Genomic DNA, 16,548 nt, shown 5'->3' with positions numbered 1-16,548 from the left:
CTCAAATATTCCACAGGAATCCCTAACGATCAAAACCTATAAGAGCCATTGAAATGAACAGTGATTATATTCTCAGTAATCCAAAGGCTTAACGAATGGGAATAGTACGGTTTCGCGAATACCGAGGCCGGTCAGCGCCATGAGCAGGCGGTCGATTCCGATGCCGACACCGCCGGTCGGGGGCATTCCGTGTTCCATTGCCCGCAGGAACTCTTCGTCCAGCGGCATGGCCTCGTCGTCGCCCTTGGCAGCGTCCTTGGCCTGTGCTTCGAAGCGCTCCCGCTGAATTACCGGGTCAACGAGCTCCGAATAGCCGGTTGCCAGTTCAAAGCCGCGAACGTAGAGGTCCCACTTTTCGACGACGCCCTTCTTTTCGGGGTGCTCACGAACAAGCGGCGACGTGTCGACGGGGAAGTCGGTCACGAAGATCGGGCCGTCGAGCTTGCCTTCGTGGAAGTGCTCCCACAGTTCTTCCACGTACTTGCCGTGGGACTTGAATACGCCTTCCATGTCGACATTGTGCTTGTCGGCAATGCGCACGAGTTCTTCAATGGGCGTTTCCGGCGTAATGTCCTCCCCGGATTCCGCGGCCAGTGATTCGTACATTGAGATCCACGGCCATTCACCTCCGAGGTCATATTCAGTTCCGTCATAAAGGGTGACGGTGGTAGATCCGGTGGCGTCAATTGCTGCGTTCTGAATGAGCTTTTTAGTCAGAGCAGCAGCGGATTTGAAATCGCCATACGCTTCATAGAATTCAAGCATTGCGAATTCCGGAGAATGTGTGGCGTCGACACCTTCATTGCGGAAGTTGCGGTTGATTTCGAAGACCTTGTCAAGGCCGCCGACAACTGCCTTCTTGAGGAACAGTTCGGGTGCAATGCGCAGGAACAGCTCCATGTCGTAGGCGTTGATGTGGGTTTTGAAGGGCCGTGCGGCCGCACCGGACGGGATCACCTGAAGCATGGGGGTTTCGACTTCGATGAAGCCTTCGTCTTCGAAGGTGTGGCGCAGGGACGACATGACCTTGGAGCGGGTGCGCACCATGTCCCTGGCTGCCGGGCGCATGATCAGGTCCAGGTAGCGCTGGCGTACGCGGCCCTCTTCGTCGAGCTGGGTGTGCATCGGCGGCAGCGGACGGACGGCCTTCGAGGCCATCTGCCAGCTGTCGGCCATGACGGAAAGCTCACCGCGGCGCGAGGAAATAACGCGGCCGTGGAGGAACACGTGGTCGCCCAGGTCGACATCGGCTTTCCACTGGCTGAGGGCTTCTTCGCCGACTTCCTTCAGCGACAGCATGCCCTGCAGCTGGGTGCCGTCGCCGGCCATGAGGGTTACGAAGCACAGTTTTCCGGTGTTGCGCTGAAAAACTACGCGGCCGGCAACGCCGACGACGTCCTCGGTTTCTTCGCCGGCTTCGAGGTGCGCGTACTTGTCGCGGATTTCGCCGAGGCTGTGGGTGACGCCGACCCGCACGGGGTAGGCTTCACGGCCTTCTTCCAGCAGCCGAGCGCGCTTTTCCTTGCGGATGCGCAGCTGTTCGGGGTCGAGGTGTTCGGGAGTTTCGGCGTCTGCGCCGCCAGCGGGCACAGTTGCGGCATTGTCAAGATTTTCAGGCATGGTCTAAGGATAGCGAAGGAGCGCGTACCTCCTGGCCGCCCGTTCAGCACCGCAGCTCACGTCGGAAGAGCTCAGACCAGGAGGTCGAGGATGTTCTGTGCCTGCTGGTCGGTGATTGTTCCGTTGGCAAGCGCCCGCTGGACCGTCGCACGTGCCACAGCACGGTAAGAATCGCCCGTGCCGGCCAGTTCTCCCGCTGTTTCATCAAGCGCTGTCAGGTGGGCTCGCACCGTCGATGCGTCACCGCGAGACACAGGTCCCGTCAATGTGCGCACTCCGCTGCGCAGCACATTCGACGTGCTCGCCGCCACCAGTTCCCCCAGCACCTGCCCCGGGTCTTCGATCCCGATTGATTCGAGCATCTCCATGGCCTGGGCGATGACGACGCTCACGTGGTTTGACGCGTGCGAACACGCTGCGTGGTACAGCGCGCGATCAGCTTCGGCCACAACGAAGGGTTCCCCGCCGATTTCCACCGCGAGTGCCTGCCCAATGGCCAGGAACGTCTTGGGCCCGGTCACAGCGATCGAGGTGCGGCGCAGCCTCTCGAGGTCCATTGAGGTTCCCGTGAACGACAGGGCCGGGTGCAGCGCGAGTGTGATCGCTCCTCGGGCGGCAGCGGGCGCCAGAATGTCCGCCCCGTACCGGCCCGAGAAGTGCATGACGATCTGCCCCGGCGAAAACCGTCCGAGCTCAGCAAGACCGGACACAAGATCACCCAGCTGATCATCCGGCACCGTGAAGATGACCAGTTCGGCCCGCTCGAGGATTTCCTCCACCTCGAGAATGGGGATGCCCGGAAGCATCGCCTCGGCGCGGTCGAGAGTGGTTTCAGAACCCCCTGTGACTCCCACGATCGCGTGCCCGGCCCCTCGCAGGGTTGCGCCGATGACAGCACCGACTTTTCCGGTGCCGATGATGCCGACTCCTAGGCGAGTTTGGTCGTCCAGGTTCACGTGTGTCCTCTCAGGCGGCGTCCATGGCGGCACGCGCGCGCTGCGTGTGCTGCGCGTAGTCGAACAGGAGCTTCCGTGCGGTGTGTTCGTCCAGGTGTTCAAGGTACGGCCTGACCGGACCGCGGGTGGAGTGCAGGTAGATGGTTGCGACCTTGAAGGACCTCTGGATGGGCCCCTGATTCCAGCCGAGCGACTGCACACGAGCGTGGGGCACAAAGATTGCCCGGCGGGTGAAGCGTCCAGTCCGCACAGCCATGACCGCCTTGGTGACGGCCCATCCGGCGCGGGCGCGGTTGAGCGGGTCAAGCCAGCGGGTTCGCCCCGGCTGCTGGGCGAACAGCCCCGGCACTCCGGCAGGTTTGCGGAAAGTGCCAGCGAGAGCCTCGTGGACGACATCACCGGGAGCAACAGCGTGGCCGGAGTTGAGTTCGCCCACACCTTCGGGCAGCACCAGACCCATGAGGGTCTGGACGTCAGTCAGCGAGCCCACCGGCAGAAGAGTCTTGCCTTCTTTGCCGGAATCGCCCGCCGTGTTGAACATGACCCGGTACCAGCCGGCTATCCGCCACATGAATGGCTGGCGGATTTCAACGGCCTGCAGACGGTCAAGCGGCACCAGCACCCGTTCGGTGGAGAAAACTCCCTGGCTGATCTGCACGCCATCACCGGTGAGCTTCGCTGAGAAGTTCCCGTGTTTGAGGTTGGTGGTGACCATTTGGAATGTGGCGATCACGAAGCCGAAGGCCATGGGCGCCATGGTGGTGAGCACTGCGAAAAGGGCTTCGATGTTCATGTAGCCGCCCACAGCAAGTGCGATGCACACGCCGATTGCCGCAATCGCCAGCAGAATCAGGGCGAGTGAAATGAAAACGCCGGTGGACAGAAAGGCTGCCAGGATGGTTCGGTGCAGCGGAACGCGAACGAGTTCGCCGTCGGGTTTGATCCGCCCGCTGCGCGTGTACGGCGCGATGAGCTCCTGGAACGACCCGGCAAGGTCGTTGCCGACACCCTCCGCGTGCCCGCTGAGCGCTGACACGATCTTGGCGCCCGCCGGCATGCCGGGTGCGTCCGGGTTGTGCTGGGTGCCGCTGGCATCCCGCCCCCGGTGACGCGGCTGGCCGGGTTGGTTCTGCAGCCCGGGATGACCGTGCTGGCCGGCATCTGACGAGGTGCCACTCACCTGCCCGCCTGCATAGCCGGCCGCCGGGGCGGTCTGATTGGGGTGGGTGGGTGCAGCCCCTGGGAGGGAGTCTGCAGGACCGGCCGGCGCTGCGGCGGCCTTGGCGGTGCGGACGTTCGCCAGGATGATGTCGCGCAGCTGTTCGGCCTGTGCCTTCTTCAGGTACAGGATGGTGATGTTGGAGTCGCTTCCGCCGGCAACATCAAAAACGAGTGTTGCCAGACCGAGAATGCGCGCCAGGAATGGCTGTTGGACATCGACGGACTGGATGCGCAGAAAGTTCGCGTGGCGATGCGCCTTGGCCACGATGCCGTGTTTGAACTCGACCACCCGGTCGTCATAGCGGTAGGCGGTCTTCTTCCACTGCAGGTACAGCAGGCCGACACCGGCTGCGACGATGACGAAGATGCCCAGAAGCGGCAGCAGGAAGTACATCACCGGCACACGGCCGATGGCTTCCGACCCTTCGCGCAGAGCACCTCCGCCCGTGAAGATCGTGCCGATCAGGTTCGGCAGCAGATTGCCGGCGAAGATGACGATTCCGAAGAATGCCGCAACCAGGAAGCCTCCCATCTGCATGACGGGAGTCATCGGGTGAACCCTGTGCCAGACTCCGGGCTCGAGGCGCTTCTGAGGCGCAGCCATCACAGGCCCGCCAGACCGCTCTGGCCACGTTCAGACAGCAGTTCGCGCAGACGGTCAGCGTCGGCGCGCTTCAGGCCGGGCACGGTTGCATCCGACCCTGCTGATGCGGTGTGCAGCGTTACGGTGGCAAGCCCGAAGAACCGTTCCAGCGGGCTTGCGGTGACATCGACGTACTGCATGCGCGCATAGGGAACGACGGCGGTTCTGCGGTACATGATGCCGCTTTCAATCAGCAGATCCGTGGGCCGGACTTTGTAGCCCATGGCGCTGACCTGACGGAAGATGAAGATGCACCGCACAAGCGGGCCGCCCAGTGTGAACAGCAGAGCAAGAATGAGCATCCACGGTTTGGCGAAGTCAAGCGTGAAGTAGGCTCCGATGGCCATCGCACTGGTGATAGCCGCACTGATGATCGTGTTGAGCAGCCGCACCAGGGCAAGCCGCTTGTCTACGGGGATGAGGTCGGGTTCGCGCAGGGGAATGCTCATGCGGCTGCTCCTGAAGGATCGTCCGGCGGCAGTTGGCAGAAACGTTCGACCACGATTCCGACGGTCATCAGACCCGCGGCCACAACAAAAGTACCGAACATGGCCATTGCTGAGCCAGTGCGGAGAAAACCAGCAGACAGCAGAATGTAGATGCCCGAACCCAGGTACCAGCCGGACAGTGCCGCCCCGGTCAGCGAACAGGCTTTGGCCATCATGGCGACTCGGGCGGCCTGCAGCGGATCGATCGGCTGTTTGCGTTCGCCGTCGTTCCACCTCTTGATCGGAATGCCGAGCACCAGGAGCGTGCCGCCCAGCAGGAGCATGCCGACGATTGCCGGCCACGGCACTTCGGGAGCGGGACTGCCCCAGCTTTCCAGGACCCAGGATCCGGCGGCCCCGACCATGAGCCCGATGGCTCCGCCTGCCAGAAGGTTCGATGCTTTTGTCGGGCGCATGTCAGTCCAATCGGCGAACGGTCTGCGCCGGATCGGCTGTCTGAACGTGTTCGCCGGCAGCGCTCACGAGAACCTGTTCGCCGCCGAAGCCAATACGCGCCTGCGGCCGGATTTCTGCCCACGGAACCATCACGAAAGCTCGTTCGTGCGCCCTGGGGTGGGGCAGAGTTAGAACCGGGTCGTCGCTGAGAATCTGCGCTTCGGGGCTGTCTATATCTCGGCCTGACTCAGCCAGTCGGACGATGTCGATGTCGAGCGTGCGCGGCCCCCAGCGGACCTCGCGCACCCGGCCCTGAGCCACCTCGATCCCCTGCAGGGAAGCCAAGAGTTCACGCGCGCTGCAGGCGGCTTCGATGACTGCAGCACAGTTGACGAAGTCGTCCTGCTCCACTCCCCCGACGGGCGCGGTCGAATAGAACCCGGACGTCTGCACAACGCGGACCCGCGGCAGGCGGTCAATGGCGCGCAGGGCGTCTTCCAGCTGCCCGCGCGGGTTGTCTTGGTTTGCTCCCAACGACAGGACCGCTGTTATCCGCTGGTCTGACGAGGTGCCGCTCCCCTGAGCGGCCTCACCCGCCGTGCCGCTGCTGACGGCTTCTGCCCGAACTGTGACGTCCGTGAAGTCATGGGCGATCGGTGCCGACGGTTTGTGCACCGTGACTTCCACCTGGCAGGGAATCGTGATGGTTCCCGCGATGGCGTCTGCGATGCGGGCGGCGAGTGCTTCTATCAGGTCGTAGCGCTCGGTGCTGACGATCGTGGCGGCGAGGTCCGCCACTGCCCCGTAGTCGACCGTGTCCTCCAGGCGGTCGGTGCTGGCGGCGCGGCTGAAGTCGCCGCTGAGCCTGACGTCCACACTGAATTCCTGGCCGTCGGTCTTTTCGAAGTCGAAAACACCGTGGTGGCCGTAGACGCGCAGGCCTGTCAGGTGGATTTCGTGCGTCATTGCCGCTGCTTCTTCAGCTGGTAGTCGTGACCGGCTTTGTCGATTGCATCGCACACAGCGGCAGCCACATAGGAGGTGCGGGCGTCGTGCACGCGCACAGCCCACGCTCCGGCGCGAGCGGACACGGCGGTGATTGCTGCGGTTGCGGCATCCCGGTCAGCTTCGCTGGCGGCTGCCGGGTTGTCAGGATTGATGAGCGAAGCCAGGAAGCGCTTGCGCGATCCGGCAACCAGCAGTCGGTAGCCCAGCTGGTTGAATTCATCGATTCCGGCCATCAGCTGCCAGTTGTGCTCGGCATCTTTTGCAAAGCCCAGGCCGGGGTCGAGGATGATCCGCTCACTCTTCACCCCAGCGTCCAAAGCCGCGTCAACACGCTCCAGAAGTTCATCGCGGACCTCGGCCACCACATCGTCATAGGTGTGGGTGGCACGCGCGTCCGTCAGCAGACCCCGCCAGTGCATGACAATGAGCTCAGCATCGGATTTCGCGGCAACGTCAAACATGCGGCTGTCCATTTTGCCGGCCGAAACGTCGTTGATGATGTGCGCGCCGACGTCCAAAGCGCGCTCCATGGTGGAGGCCCGCATGGTGTCAACGCTGACCGTCACACCTTCGGACACGAGCTTTTCGACGACCGGCACGACGCGTGCGATCTCTTCGTCTTCCGGGACTCGGGTGGAGCCGGGGCGAGTTGATTCACCGCCGACGTCGATGATGTCCGCGCCCTGTTCGACAAGGTTGAGCGCGTGCTCAACCGCTTTGTCGTAGTCGAGGTAGCGGCCCCCGTCGGAAAAGGAGTCAGCCGTTACGTTGAGCACGCCCATGATCTTGGTGCGCATGTGCTTCACCCGCCCTGGATCAGACTGATGGCCTCTGCGCGGCTTGCGGGATCGCGCAGCTGTCCGCGCACCGCCGAGGTCAGGGTTTTCGCGCCGGGCTTCTGCACACCGCGCATCGACATGCACAGATGCTCAGCTTCGACTACGACGATCACGCCGCGGGCGTTGAGGTTGTCCACCAGGGCATCCGCGATCTGAGTGGTGAGCCTTTCCTGCACCTGCGGGCGTCGGGCATAGACCTCGACCAGGCGGGCGAGCTTCGACAGTCCCGTGACCCGGCCTTCCGGGCCGGGGATGTAGCCCACGTGGGCCTTGCCGTGGAACGGCAGCAGGTGGTGTTCGCACATCGAGAACATTTCGATGTCTTTGACGAGCACCATTTCGTCGTACCCGATGTCGAAACTGACTTCGAGGAGGTCGTCTGCTGTCTGGCCCAGGCCCCGGCACAGATCGGCATAGGACTTCGCGACTCGCTTGGGCGTGTCTTTCAGACCGTCGCGGTCGGGGTCTTCGCCGATCGCTTCGAGGATGCTGCGGACGGCAGCTTCGATCTTGGGCAGATCCGCCATCAGCGGTCGTCCTCTGAACCGTGCGGAGGCTGCTGGTCAGGGTGCTCCGGGTAGCCGGGGTACTGGTAACCGGGGTTCTGCTGACCCGGCTGGCCGTAGGGATCCTGCTGAGGGTGCTGCACTGATTCTTCGCCGGAGCCCTGTTGGCCGGAGCCCTGTGCGTCCTCTTCCTGCTGGCGGCGCTCTTCAGCGCGGCGAGCAACGGCATCGCGCCAGTCGCCGGCGTTTTCGCGGCGCTCCGGCGGTGTGATGGGCGGAATGTCAGAGACCGGGCGGTCTTCGCTGGTCAGCCACACTTCGCGCTTCGGTGCTTTCTGCACGTCGGCGAAAATGCGCTTGAGATCAGCTTCGTCGAGGGTTTCGCGTTCCAGCAGTTCGTAGGCCAGCTGGTCGAGGATCGCGCGGTTGGTGTTGAGAGCCCAGTAGGCGTCGGCGTGGGCTGTGTCGATGAGTGTGCGCACTTCTTCGTCGATGATGAGCTTGGTGGCCTCTGCTGTGCCGACTTCGCCCGTGCCTCCGCGGCCGGCAAACGGGTCGCCGCCTTCGTCGCCGAGCTTGACCATGCCGATCTTTTCGCTCATGCCGTACTGGGTGACCATCTTGCGGGCCGTGCTCGTGGCCTTTTCGATGTCGTTCGACGCACCGGTCGAAGGATCGTGGAACACGATTTCCTCGGCGGCACGACCGCCGATCGCGTAGGCCAGCTGGTCCAGCAGTTCGTTGCGGGTGACCGAGTACTTGTCTTCTGTCGGCATGACCATGGTGTAGCCGAGAGCCTTGCCGCGCGGCAGGATGGTTATTTTCGTGACCGGGTCGGTGTGGTTCATCGCCGCAGCGACCAGCGCGTGTCCGCCTTCGTGGTAGGCGGTGACCATGCGCTCTTTGTCGTTCATCAGGCGGGTGCGCTTCTGCGGACCGGCGATCACACGGTCAATGGCTTCGTCCATGATCGTGTTGTCGATGACGGTCTGGTTCGAACGCGCTGTGAGAAGTGCGGCTTCGTTCATGACGTTTGCAAGGTCAGCACCGGAGAAACCGGGCGTGCGCTTGGCAACGGCGTTCAGGTCGACTTCATCAGCCAGGGGCTTGCCCTTTGAGTGGACCTTGAGGATGTGCGCACGGCCCTTCATGTCGGGTACTTCTACCGCGATCTGCCGGTCGAAGCGGCCCGGGCGCAGCAGCGCGGGGTCAAGCACGTCGGGGCGGTTGGTGGCCGCCATGAGGATGATGTTCTTCGTGGGGTCGAAGCCGTCCATTTCGACCAGCAGCTGGTTGAGCGTCTGTTCGCGTTCGTCGTTTCCGCCGCCCATGCCGGCGCCGCGCTGACGGCCGACCGCGTCGATTTCGTCAATGAAGATGATGCACGGCGAATTGTCCTTCGCCTGTTCGAAAAGGTCGCGCACACGGCTGGCGCCAACACCGACGTACATTTCGACGAAGTCCGAACCGGACATCGAGAAGAACGGAACCCCCGCCTCGCCGGCTACGGCACGAGCAAGCAGGGTCTTACCGGTACCGGGTGAACCGTACAGGAGAACACCCTTGGGGATCTTCGCCCCGACGTCGGTGAACTTCTTCGGTTCGGACAGGAACTCCTTGATTTCTTCGAGTTCCTCGAGGGCTTCGTCAACACCGGCGACATCGGCGAAGGTGACGTCAGGTTCTTCCTTCTGGATCATCTTCGCCTTGGACTTGCCGAAGTTCATGATTCCGCCCGCGCCGGCAGACATGCGCGTCAGCAGGAACCAGAACACGAGTCCGATCAGCAGGAACGGAACCAGGTTCAGAAGAAGAGACGTCAGGAACGACCGCTTGGGCACCTCGTCCGTGAAGCCCTTGGAAACATCAGCCGAGTCAACGGCCTTGATCACCTGTTCGCCGCGGGGTTCAACGTAGAAGAACTGCACCCGCTTGCCGTATTCGCGGTCGCCGACCTTGAAGTCGTCCTTCAGCACCATGTCGACGCGCTGATCGCCGTCGACGACCTTGACCTGTTCGACTTTTTTGTCTTCGAGAAGCTGCAGACCCTGATTGGTGTCAATGCGCTTGAAGCCGCCCCCGGCCAGGAGCGAAGCTCCGATCGACACGATGATGAGGGCAAGAACAACCCAGACGAATGGGCCGCGGGCCCACTTCTTGACAGCGGGCGTGTTCACTTTCTTATCTGCCATTGGCTCTTCTCTGTGCGGTTCCGGTCGCGGTGGGCGGGTGGTTCGGTTCAGCTGTAGACGTGCGGCGCCAGGGTGGCGACGAACGGCAGGTTGCGGTACTTCTCCGCGTAGTCGAGGCCGTAGCCGATCACGAATTCGTTCGGCACGTCGAAGCCGGTGTAGCGGACGTCGATGTCGACCTTGATGGCTTCGGGCTTGCGCAGCATGGTGCAGATCTCAACGCTGGCAGCACCGCGGGACTTGAGGTTCGACAGCAGCCACGACAGGGTCAGGCCGGAGTCGATGATGTCTTCGACGATGAGCACGTGGCGGCCCGAAAGGTCGGTGTCGAGGTCTTTGAGGATGCGCACAACACCGGAGGATTTGGTGCCGGAACCGTAGGAGGACACTGCCATCCAGTCCATCGTGACGTGCGAGTGCAGTGCGCGTGCAAGGTCCGCCATGACCATGACAGCGCCCTTGAGGACACCGACGATCAGCAGGTCTTTGCCTTCGTAGTCGCGGTCGATTTCAGCAGCCATTTCCCGCAGGCGGGTGTTGATCTGCTCTTCCGTTACGAGGATCTTCTCGATGTCCGATCCGAGGTCGTTCTGGTCCACTCGGTGTCCTTTCTGCTCGCGCCAGCCGAGACGCCCATCAGCATACCCGCTGGCCCTCCGTCTGGTGTGGGAAACCTTTGTCACTTCTGCGCTTGGGTCGGTCACCGGGCACGAGGCGGAGGTCACCACGGTCGGTCCGCTCAAGACTCATGCCGCCCGGCATGGACAGGGGCTGTGGGCCGCCGTTCAGAGCTCGCCACGCGCCGAGGACGTGTTCTGCACTGAGCTGATCCGGTGTGCGCAGCTGCTGATGAAGCCACTTCTGGATGACGCGAGTGCCGAGTGCCGGCGGCAGCTGTGCCGTCTGTGCGCTCAGATGATCGGCTTCTATCAGGCTTTCGGCCATGCGGGCCGCCCGCCGGTCAAGGTAGTCGGCATCGAAGGCTGCGAGTTCTGCCGTGCGGGCCAGGTTGCCCTTCACGCCCTCCCCCAGGTGGTCGGTCAGCGCTGGCAGCACTTGTTGTCTGAGGCGCACGCGCGTGTAGTCGGGGTCGCGGTTCATGGGGTCGTGCCACACGGGGATGCGCTGTGCGTAGGCCGAGGCCACAGTCTGCCTGCGCTCAATGCCCAGCAGGGGCCGCCAAACGGTTCCGGTTCGCGGGCGCATGCCGGCAAGTGCGCGACTGCCCGAACCGCGCAGCAGGCCCAGCAGAACAGTTTCTGCTTGGTCGTCGCGGGTGTGGCCGGTGAGAACGGCTTGCGCACCGACTGCGATGCGCGCTTCCTCAAGTACCCCGTAGCGGGCAGACCGGGCATCGGCTTCCAGGCCGCTGGCTGTGCGTTCGACCTTCACTGTGCGCACAACCGCGGGCAGCCCGAGGCTCACGACCATTCCGGCTGTGCGCACTGCGATGTGTGCTGACCCCGGCTGCAGGCCGTGGTCAACGATGACAGCGGTGAATGAGTGCTCGGTCGTTGCATCCAAGTGTGCGCACGCTGCCGCGAGCGCCACCGAGTCCGGTCCGCCGGAGACCGCGACGATGAACCGGCCGGGTTCATCAGGCAGGCAGTCGGCAATGGCACGGCGGATGGCGGCTGAATCGGGATCCAGGCGAGGACGGCGATGCTGCGGCGCGAGGCCGCCGCCAGCCTTGCGCTCGCCGCCGTTCTGACCGCGGCCGCGCTGGCCGTCGCCACACTGGCCGCTGCTGTCCGCTTTGCTTTCCATAGGTCCTACAGTGTGCCCGGAGGGTCTGACACAACCCTGGACACCCACATTTCAGGGTCCTGCAGCTCGGCCGCGCTCGGCAGGGCATCCGGTGATGACCACACGCGGTTGAAGCCGTCCATTCCCGCCTTGCGGATGACGGTGCGCACAAAACGTGCCCCGTCTTCGTACTGGGCAAGCTTGTCGTCCGATCCCATGAGCCGCATGGCCGCCGCGCGCAGACCCGAGTCCGAGCGGCGGTTGGCATTGAACACGCGGCGAATGCGGCGAACACTGGGAATGACTCGTTTGCCGGCGCGGTCCATCATGACGTCGGCGTGGCCTTCCAGCAGCGTCATGATTGCGGTGACGTCTTCCATTGCGCGCTGCCCCTCAGGGCTGAGTGCCGCGGTCGCCAGTGACACTTCGCCGCGCAGCGCTTCTGGCAGCTGGCCCAGAAGGTCCCCCAGTGATTCATCCGTGTCCAGCAGACGGCCGATCCGGTCGATCACCTCGTCGCGAATCCACGGTGCCAGCGCCAGCTGCACGCGGTGAGTGGTTTCGTGGAAGGCAACCCACAGGCGGAAATCGCGCGGTTCGAACTCCATGCGCTGTTCCATTTCGAGGATCGTCGGTGCGTTCAGGATGAGTGCTCCCGGTCTGCGCATGGGCTCGTACTGTCCCAGCACTCGGCGCGAAAGAATTCCCAGGACAGCACCCAGCTGCACGCCGTTCGTCCGCGCTTCGGCTCCGGAGCGCGCAAGCCTGAGCTTCTGCCGAGCCGTGTTGAGAGCAGTGCCGATTCCACCTCGGGAGCGGGTGCTGTCATCCGCAGCCGTACCGGACTCCGGAGAGTCCAGGTGCTCCAGCAGTTCCGTGAGCATGAGCGCATTGGCCTTCACCCAGCCCATCCGGTCGACCACGAGCACCCTGTCGGATGCCGCGCGCTGCCGGGCGGCATCTTCGACCTCGCGGCTTAGACGCATGGCGTCCAGAAGCAGGTCGAACGAGGTTTCAGCCGCTTCGCGCATTTCCAGCACCAGGGCCTCACCCTCTGCAGCCGTCACCTTGGGGCCGGCGGGAGTGGATTCGCGGGCAGCGGCGAGCGCGGACGGAACGTGGATGCGCACTGTCACCGGCACCCGCACTTGGACAGACCGGTTACGGCTTCATCGATGGCCTGGCGGGCACTGCCGACTCCGCCTTCGGTCATCATCGAAAACGCCAGCAGGCGGCCATCAGCCGTGAGAACGGTTCCTGACAGGCTCGCCACAGTTGCCAGCGTGCCTGTTTTGGCTGACACCTTTCCGGCCGCCCCGCCTTCTGCGTAGCGGTAGATGAGCGTACCGTTGAGACCACCCACCGGCATGCCGGGAATGAGCTGCGACAGGCTGTCATCGGACTGTGCGGCGGCCACGACGATGCCGGTCAGATCGTGCGGGGAAATGCGGTTCTTGTACGACAGGCCCGATGTGTCGTGCAGGCGGATGCTGCCGGTGTCGACGTTCATGTCTTTAAGCTGCTGCAGGACTTCCGCCGCCGCTGAGCTCACGGAGCCTTCCGCGCCGCGAGCCAGCGCGACTTCACGGCCGAGGGCTTCCGACACGATGTTGTCTGAACGCTGCAGTGCGTGCCGCACAACGCTGGACACCGGGGCGGACTGGACTTCAGCGATAACGGCCGGGCCTTGCTGCGTGCCGGCGCCGTCGTCGTTCTTGTCTTTGCCGTCATCGCCGGTGCCGTCCGCGTGCAGCGGCGCGGCTTCTTCGGCTGGCGGTTCGGTCTGCACATCAGGGTTGCGGATGTCGACCTTGAGACCCTTGTCGGTGAGAGCGTCGGCAAAGTCGCGAAGAGCATCCCGGGCGGGTTCGGGTGTGCGCGGCGCTTTGTATTCGCCGGTCTTCGACCCCATGGAAACCATGAGCGGGTCCATGTTCGTGATGAAGCCGTATCCGATGTCGTCGCGGTCCCAGTCTTTGCTGAACCGCGGGCCGGTGTAGCGGGAAACGTCCGCGTAGACCTCGACCGTGTCCACACCGCGCTTTTTGAGTTCGTGCGCAGTGTCCTCAGCGAGTGTGCCCAGGCCTGCACGGCCGTTGACGGCGCCCGGTTTGGATTCACCCTTCCCGAGCATGACGTCGCCGCCGCCCACAAGAGCCAGTGCAGCACTGGTTCCCTCTGCAGAATCCAGGCGGGCCGATGTGGTGAACGTGTGATCAGCGCCCAGAGCCCCGAGAGCCGCCGCTGAGGTCAGCACCTTCGTCACGGATGCCGGGGTGCGGTCCGCACCGGCGTCTTTCGTGTAGAGGACTTCGCCGGTTGCGGCATCGCGAATGTCGATGCCGGCTTTGCCCTTGAAGCCGCTTTTCTTGAACGCGTCTTCAACGACCGGGGCGATCTTCTTCGGCACGGGCGCATTGGAGTCGAGTTCCGCAATATCAAGCGCCCGAGGTGGAGTTCCGGAAAGTGCGGGAGCTGGGCTCCCGCCGGAGGTCGGCACAACGGTGAGAACGCCGGGAACTGCGTCGAGGGCATCGAGAGCGGCGTATCCGGTCAAAGCGGCCACGACAATCGCGGCAGTGCCGCCGATCGCCTTTGCACGCCCGCGCCCACTGCGGCGCTTATTCTTGCGGGCACGTGATCTGCTCACCGATTACTCACCTCTTTCTGGCCTTCACTATGCTAATTGTGACGCCTGTCAATCATGGAATCCTTAAGGATCATCCAGCTGTAAGGAGAAAATCTCTTGGAACTTCTCGCCACCATCGAAATCCCGCAGGGTTCGCGCAACAAGTACGAAGTCGACCACGAAACCGGACGGGTCAAGCTCGACCGCTACCTGTTCACCTCGATGGCCTACCCCACTGACTACGGCTTCTTTGAGGACACGCTCGGCGAAGACGGCGACCCGCTCGACGTTCTGGTCCTGCTGCACGAATCCGTGTTCCCCGGCTGCCAGCTGGATGCCCGCCCCATCGGCGTCTTCCGCATGGAAGACGAAGCCGGCGGCGACGACAAGGTCCTCGCAGTCCTCGCTGACGACCCACGCTTCGACGCCATCCAGGACGTCAAGGATGTCGACAAGTTCCAGCTGGACGCCATCGAGCACTTCTTCGTCCACTACAAGGACCTCGAACCGAACAAGTTCGTCAAGGGCTCCGAATGGGCTGGCCGCGAAGTCGCCGAAAAGATCGTTCAGGAATCGATTGACCGCTTCAAGGCCGAAGCCTGACCGCTGTTAAAACCTGACTGCTGAAAGCGGGCGGGAGCGCAAGCCGCTCCCACCCGCTTTTTCATGCCCCCGGGCCCCAGCGGAACCCGAAGATGACGGCAGGTGGCGAGCGGCGCCTCGTCAGATAAGAAGCGGCCCAGCAGCACTCAGGGCAAGAAAGTTAGGTATACCTAAGTCACGTGAAAATGAGATCTGTGCCACGCTCAGGGTATGAATCTGGACCATGTTTCGTTCGCCGCTCAGCAGGACGGTCTGCACGCCACGGCTGACCGTCTGGCAGAACAACTCGGCATCACCTACTACGACGGCGGAATCCACCCGCGGTTCGGAACGCGGAACCTGATCTTCCCGCTGGCAAACGGGCACTACCTCGAGGTCGTTGAAGCCCTCGAGCACCCGGCAGCGCTGGCAACCCCGTTCGGGCAGGCCACAAGGGCGCGGTCTGACAGGGGCGGCGGCTGGATGGCGTGGTGCGTCAGCGTCAACAACCTGGCCAAGGTTGAGGATCGCCTTGAGCGCAAAGCCGTCGACGGCAACCGCACCCCGGAAGGCTCAGAGGAAATCCACTGGAAGCAGATCGGCGTGAAGGGCGTCATCGCCGACGGCCAGCTGCCGTACTTCATCCACTGGGTCTCCCCCGCTGAACTGCACCCATCAGCCCGCCCGCAGAACAAGCTGGACGGCAGCGGCGAACTCACCGGCGACGACGCTGTTGCCATTGAATCGCTGCAGATCGCCGGAAGCCGCGACCGCGTGCGCGACTGGCTGGGCACCGACGCCCACAAGCCCATCCCGGAAATCGGCATCGACTGGGTGGCTCCGCATGGCGAGCCGGGCATCATGTCCGTCACCTTCACCACACCGCAGGGCCGCGTCGTTCTGTAAGGGCGCGGCGGCTGCGGCGTGGATGCGCAGTGTCGCCGTGCCAAGGCAGATTCACGCTTTAATGCAACTTTGCGCGTAAAAGCGCCGCATTAACGCGTGAATCTGCATTAGCGCGCAAGTTTGGCCCAGCCGCCCCGGCGGGCTACCCCGTCCTGTAAGAGCTTTACCCATCCAAACGCAGTCACCGTGACAACACGCGCCGCCGGTCCAACCCAGTTTCACGCTTTAATGCAACTTTGCGCGTAAAAGCGCCGCATTAACGCGTGAAACTGCATTAACGCGCAAGTCTGGCCCAGCCGCCACGGCGGGCTACCCCGTCCTGAAAGGGCTTTACCCATCCAAACGCAGTCACCGTGACAACGCACGCCGCCGGTCCAACCCAGATTTACGCTTTAATGCAACTTTGCGCGCAAATGCGCCGCATTAACGCGTGAACCTGCATTAGCGCGCAAGTCTGGCCCAGCCGCCGCGGCGGGCTACCCCGTCCTGAAAGGGCTTTACCAGCCGAACGCAGTCACCGTGACAACGCGCGCCGCCGGTCCAACCCAGATTTACGCTTTAATGCAACTTTGCGCGCAAATGCGCCGCATTAACGCGTGAATCTGCATTAGCGCGTGAGTTTGGCCCAGCCACCCCGGCGGGCTACCCCGTCCGGTAAGAGCTTTACCCATCCAAACGCAATTCACCGTGACAACGCACGCCGCCGGTCCAACCCAGATTTACGCTTTAATGCAACTTTGCGCGCAAATGCGCCGCATTAACGCGTGAATCTGCATTAGCGCGCAAGTTTGGCCCAGCGCCCGAGCGGATTCGCCC

15 protein-coding genes are annotated in these 16,548 nt (G+C 63.3%); 2 read left to right on the top strand and 13 right to left on the bottom strand.

Translation table 11 applies throughout. The features are described 5' to 3' along the window. Nucleotides 1-72 precede the first annotated feature (72 nt). The 13 genes from lysS to dacB form a co-directional block, all read right to left on the bottom strand. Nucleotides 73-1,620, bottom strand: a complete 1,548-nt coding sequence (lysS, locus tag Bravens_RS07710) for a lysine--tRNA ligase (RefSeq protein ID WP_061940791.1) — start codon at nucleotides 1,618-1,620, stop codon at nucleotides 73-75. 71 nt (nucleotides 1,621-1,691) lie between these two features. Then, nucleotides 1,692-2,576, bottom strand: a complete 885-nt coding sequence (locus tag Bravens_RS07705) for a Rossmann-like and DUF2520 domain-containing protein (RefSeq protein ID WP_062022011.1) — start codon at nucleotides 2,574-2,576, stop codon at nucleotides 1,692-1,694. A 10-nt stretch (nucleotides 2,577-2,586) separates the two neighbouring features. Continuing rightward, nucleotides 2,587-4,347, bottom strand: coding sequence for a PH domain-containing protein (locus Bravens_RS07700; protein ID WP_167346397.1), 1,761 nt, complete (start codon nucleotides 4,345-4,347; stop codon nucleotides 2,587-2,589). Between the two features lie 53 nt (nucleotides 4,348-4,400). After that, nucleotides 4,401-4,889: a PH domain-containing protein gene (locus Bravens_RS07695; RefSeq protein ID WP_019174548.1), complete on the bottom strand. Its 489-nt coding sequence runs from the start codon at nucleotides 4,887-4,889 to the stop codon at nucleotides 4,401-4,403. Further along, on the bottom strand, nucleotides 4,886-5,344 hold the full coding sequence (locus Bravens_RS07690) for a DUF3180 domain-containing protein (protein ID WP_062022006.1): 459 nt from the start codon (nucleotides 5,342-5,344) through the stop codon (nucleotides 4,886-4,888). Before Bravens_RS07690 ends, Bravens_RS07695 begins: the two co-directional genes overlap by 4 nt. Before the next feature lies 1 nt (nucleotide 5,345). After that, on the bottom strand, nucleotides 5,346-6,290 hold the full coding sequence (gene folK, locus Bravens_RS07685) for a 2-amino-4-hydroxy-6-hydroxymethyldihydropteridine diphosphokinase (RefSeq protein ID WP_062022003.1): 945 nt from the start codon (nucleotides 6,288-6,290) through the stop codon (nucleotides 5,346-5,348). After that, the gene (gene folP, locus Bravens_RS07680) at nucleotides 6,287-7,129 is read right to left on the bottom strand and encodes a dihydropteroate synthase (protein WP_040377169.1); all 843 of its coding nucleotides are present in this window, start codon (nucleotides 7,127-7,129) and stop codon (nucleotides 6,287-6,289) included. Before folP ends, folK begins: the two co-directional genes overlap by 4 nt. Nucleotides 7,130-7,134: 5 nt before the next feature. After that, nucleotides 7,135-7,698 carry a GTP cyclohydrolase I FolE gene (gene folE, locus Bravens_RS07675; RefSeq protein WP_019174544.1) on the bottom strand — a complete coding sequence of 188 codons (564 nt, stop codon included), beginning with the start codon at nucleotides 7,696-7,698 and terminating at the stop codon, nucleotides 7,135-7,137. Next, nucleotides 7,698-9,869, bottom strand: a complete 2,172-nt coding sequence (gene ftsH, locus Bravens_RS07670; protein WP_062022000.1) for an ATP-dependent zinc metalloprotease FtsH — start codon at nucleotides 9,867-9,869, stop codon at nucleotides 7,698-7,700. Before ftsH ends, folE begins: the two co-directional genes overlap by 1 nt. Nucleotides 9,870-9,916: 47 nt before the next feature. Then, a complete protein-coding gene (hpt, locus tag Bravens_RS07665; protein ID WP_062021998.1) occupies nucleotides 9,917-10,468 on the bottom strand; it encodes a hypoxanthine phosphoribosyltransferase in 552 nt (183 codons plus the stop codon). A gap of 37 nt (nucleotides 10,469-10,505) precedes the next feature. Next, complete coding sequence (gene tilS / locus Bravens_RS07660) at nucleotides 10,506-11,636, bottom strand: tRNA lysidine(34) synthetase TilS (protein WP_062021995.1); 1,131 nt, start codon at nucleotides 11,634-11,636, stop codon at nucleotides 10,506-10,508. Nucleotides 11,637-11,641: 5 nt separating this feature from the next. Next, nucleotides 11,642-12,751, bottom strand: coding sequence for a zinc-dependent metalloprotease (locus Bravens_RS07655; RefSeq protein WP_167346396.1), 1,110 nt, complete (start codon nucleotides 12,749-12,751; stop codon nucleotides 11,642-11,644). Continuing rightward, nucleotides 12,748-14,265, bottom strand: coding sequence for a D-alanyl-D-alanine carboxypeptidase/D-alanyl-D-alanine endopeptidase (gene dacB, locus Bravens_RS07650; RefSeq protein ID WP_062021989.1), 1,518 nt, complete (start codon nucleotides 14,263-14,265; stop codon nucleotides 12,748-12,750). Before dacB ends, Bravens_RS07655 begins: the two co-directional genes overlap by 4 nt. 96 nt (nucleotides 14,266-14,361) lie before the next feature. On the opposite strand from dacB, the gene Bravens_RS07645 reads away from it, so the two are divergent. After that, nucleotides 14,362-14,847: an inorganic diphosphatase gene (locus tag Bravens_RS07645; protein ID WP_019174538.1), complete on the top strand. Its 486-nt coding sequence runs from the start codon at nucleotides 14,362-14,364 to the stop codon at nucleotides 14,845-14,847. 210 nt (nucleotides 14,848-15,057) lie between these two features. Further along, entirely contained in the window at nucleotides 15,058-15,732 is a 675-nt protein-coding gene (locus tag Bravens_RS07640; RefSeq protein WP_062021986.1) for a VOC family protein, read from the top strand. Nucleotides 15,733-16,548 lie beyond the last annotated feature (816 nt).

The organism is Brevibacterium ravenspurgense (assembly GCF_001584615.1).
Classification (GTDB): Bacteria; Actinomycetota; Actinomycetes; order Actinomycetales; family Brevibacteriaceae; genus Brevibacterium; species Brevibacterium ravenspurgense.
The sequence above is the reverse complement of the archived record's forward strand: the minus strand, read 5'-3'. Positions and strand labels throughout refer to the sequence as shown.

Coding starts and splice junctions, on each gene's coding strand:
- folE (WP_019174544.1), bottom strand. CDS start 7,698: ATGGCGGATCTGCCCAAGATCGAAGCTGCCGTCCGCAGCATCCTCGAA.
- Bravens_RS07700 (WP_167346397.1), bottom strand. CDS start 4,347: ATGACTCCCGTCATGCAGATGGGAGGCTTCCTGGTTGCGGCATTCTTC.
- ftsH (WP_062022000.1), bottom strand. CDS start 9,869: ATGGCAGATAAGAAAGTGAACACGCCCGCTGTCAAGAAGTGGGCCCGC.
- Bravens_RS07695 (WP_019174548.1), bottom strand. CDS start 4,889: ATGAGCATTCCCCTGCGCGAACCCGACCTCATCCCCGTAGACAAGCGG.
- folP (WP_040377169.1), bottom strand. CDS start 7,129: ATGCGCACCAAGATCATGGGCGTGCTCAACGTAACGGCTGACTCCTTT.
- folK (WP_062022003.1), bottom strand. CDS start 6,290: ATGACGCACGAAATCCACCTGACAGGCCTGCGCGTCTACGGCCACCAC.
- Bravens_RS07640 (WP_062021986.1), top strand. CDS start 15,058: ATGAATCTGGACCATGTTTCGTTCGCCGCTCAGCAGGACGGTCTGCAC.
- tilS (WP_062021995.1), bottom strand. CDS start 11,636: ATGGAAAGCAAAGCGGACAGCAGCGGCCAGTGTGGCGACGGCCAGCGC.
- Bravens_RS07690 (WP_062022006.1), bottom strand. CDS start 5,344: ATGCGCCCGACAAAAGCATCGAACCTTCTGGCAGGCGGAGCCATCGGG.
- lysS (WP_061940791.1), bottom strand. CDS start 1,620: ATGCCTGAAAATCTTGACAATGCCGCAACTGTGCCCGCTGGCGGCGCA.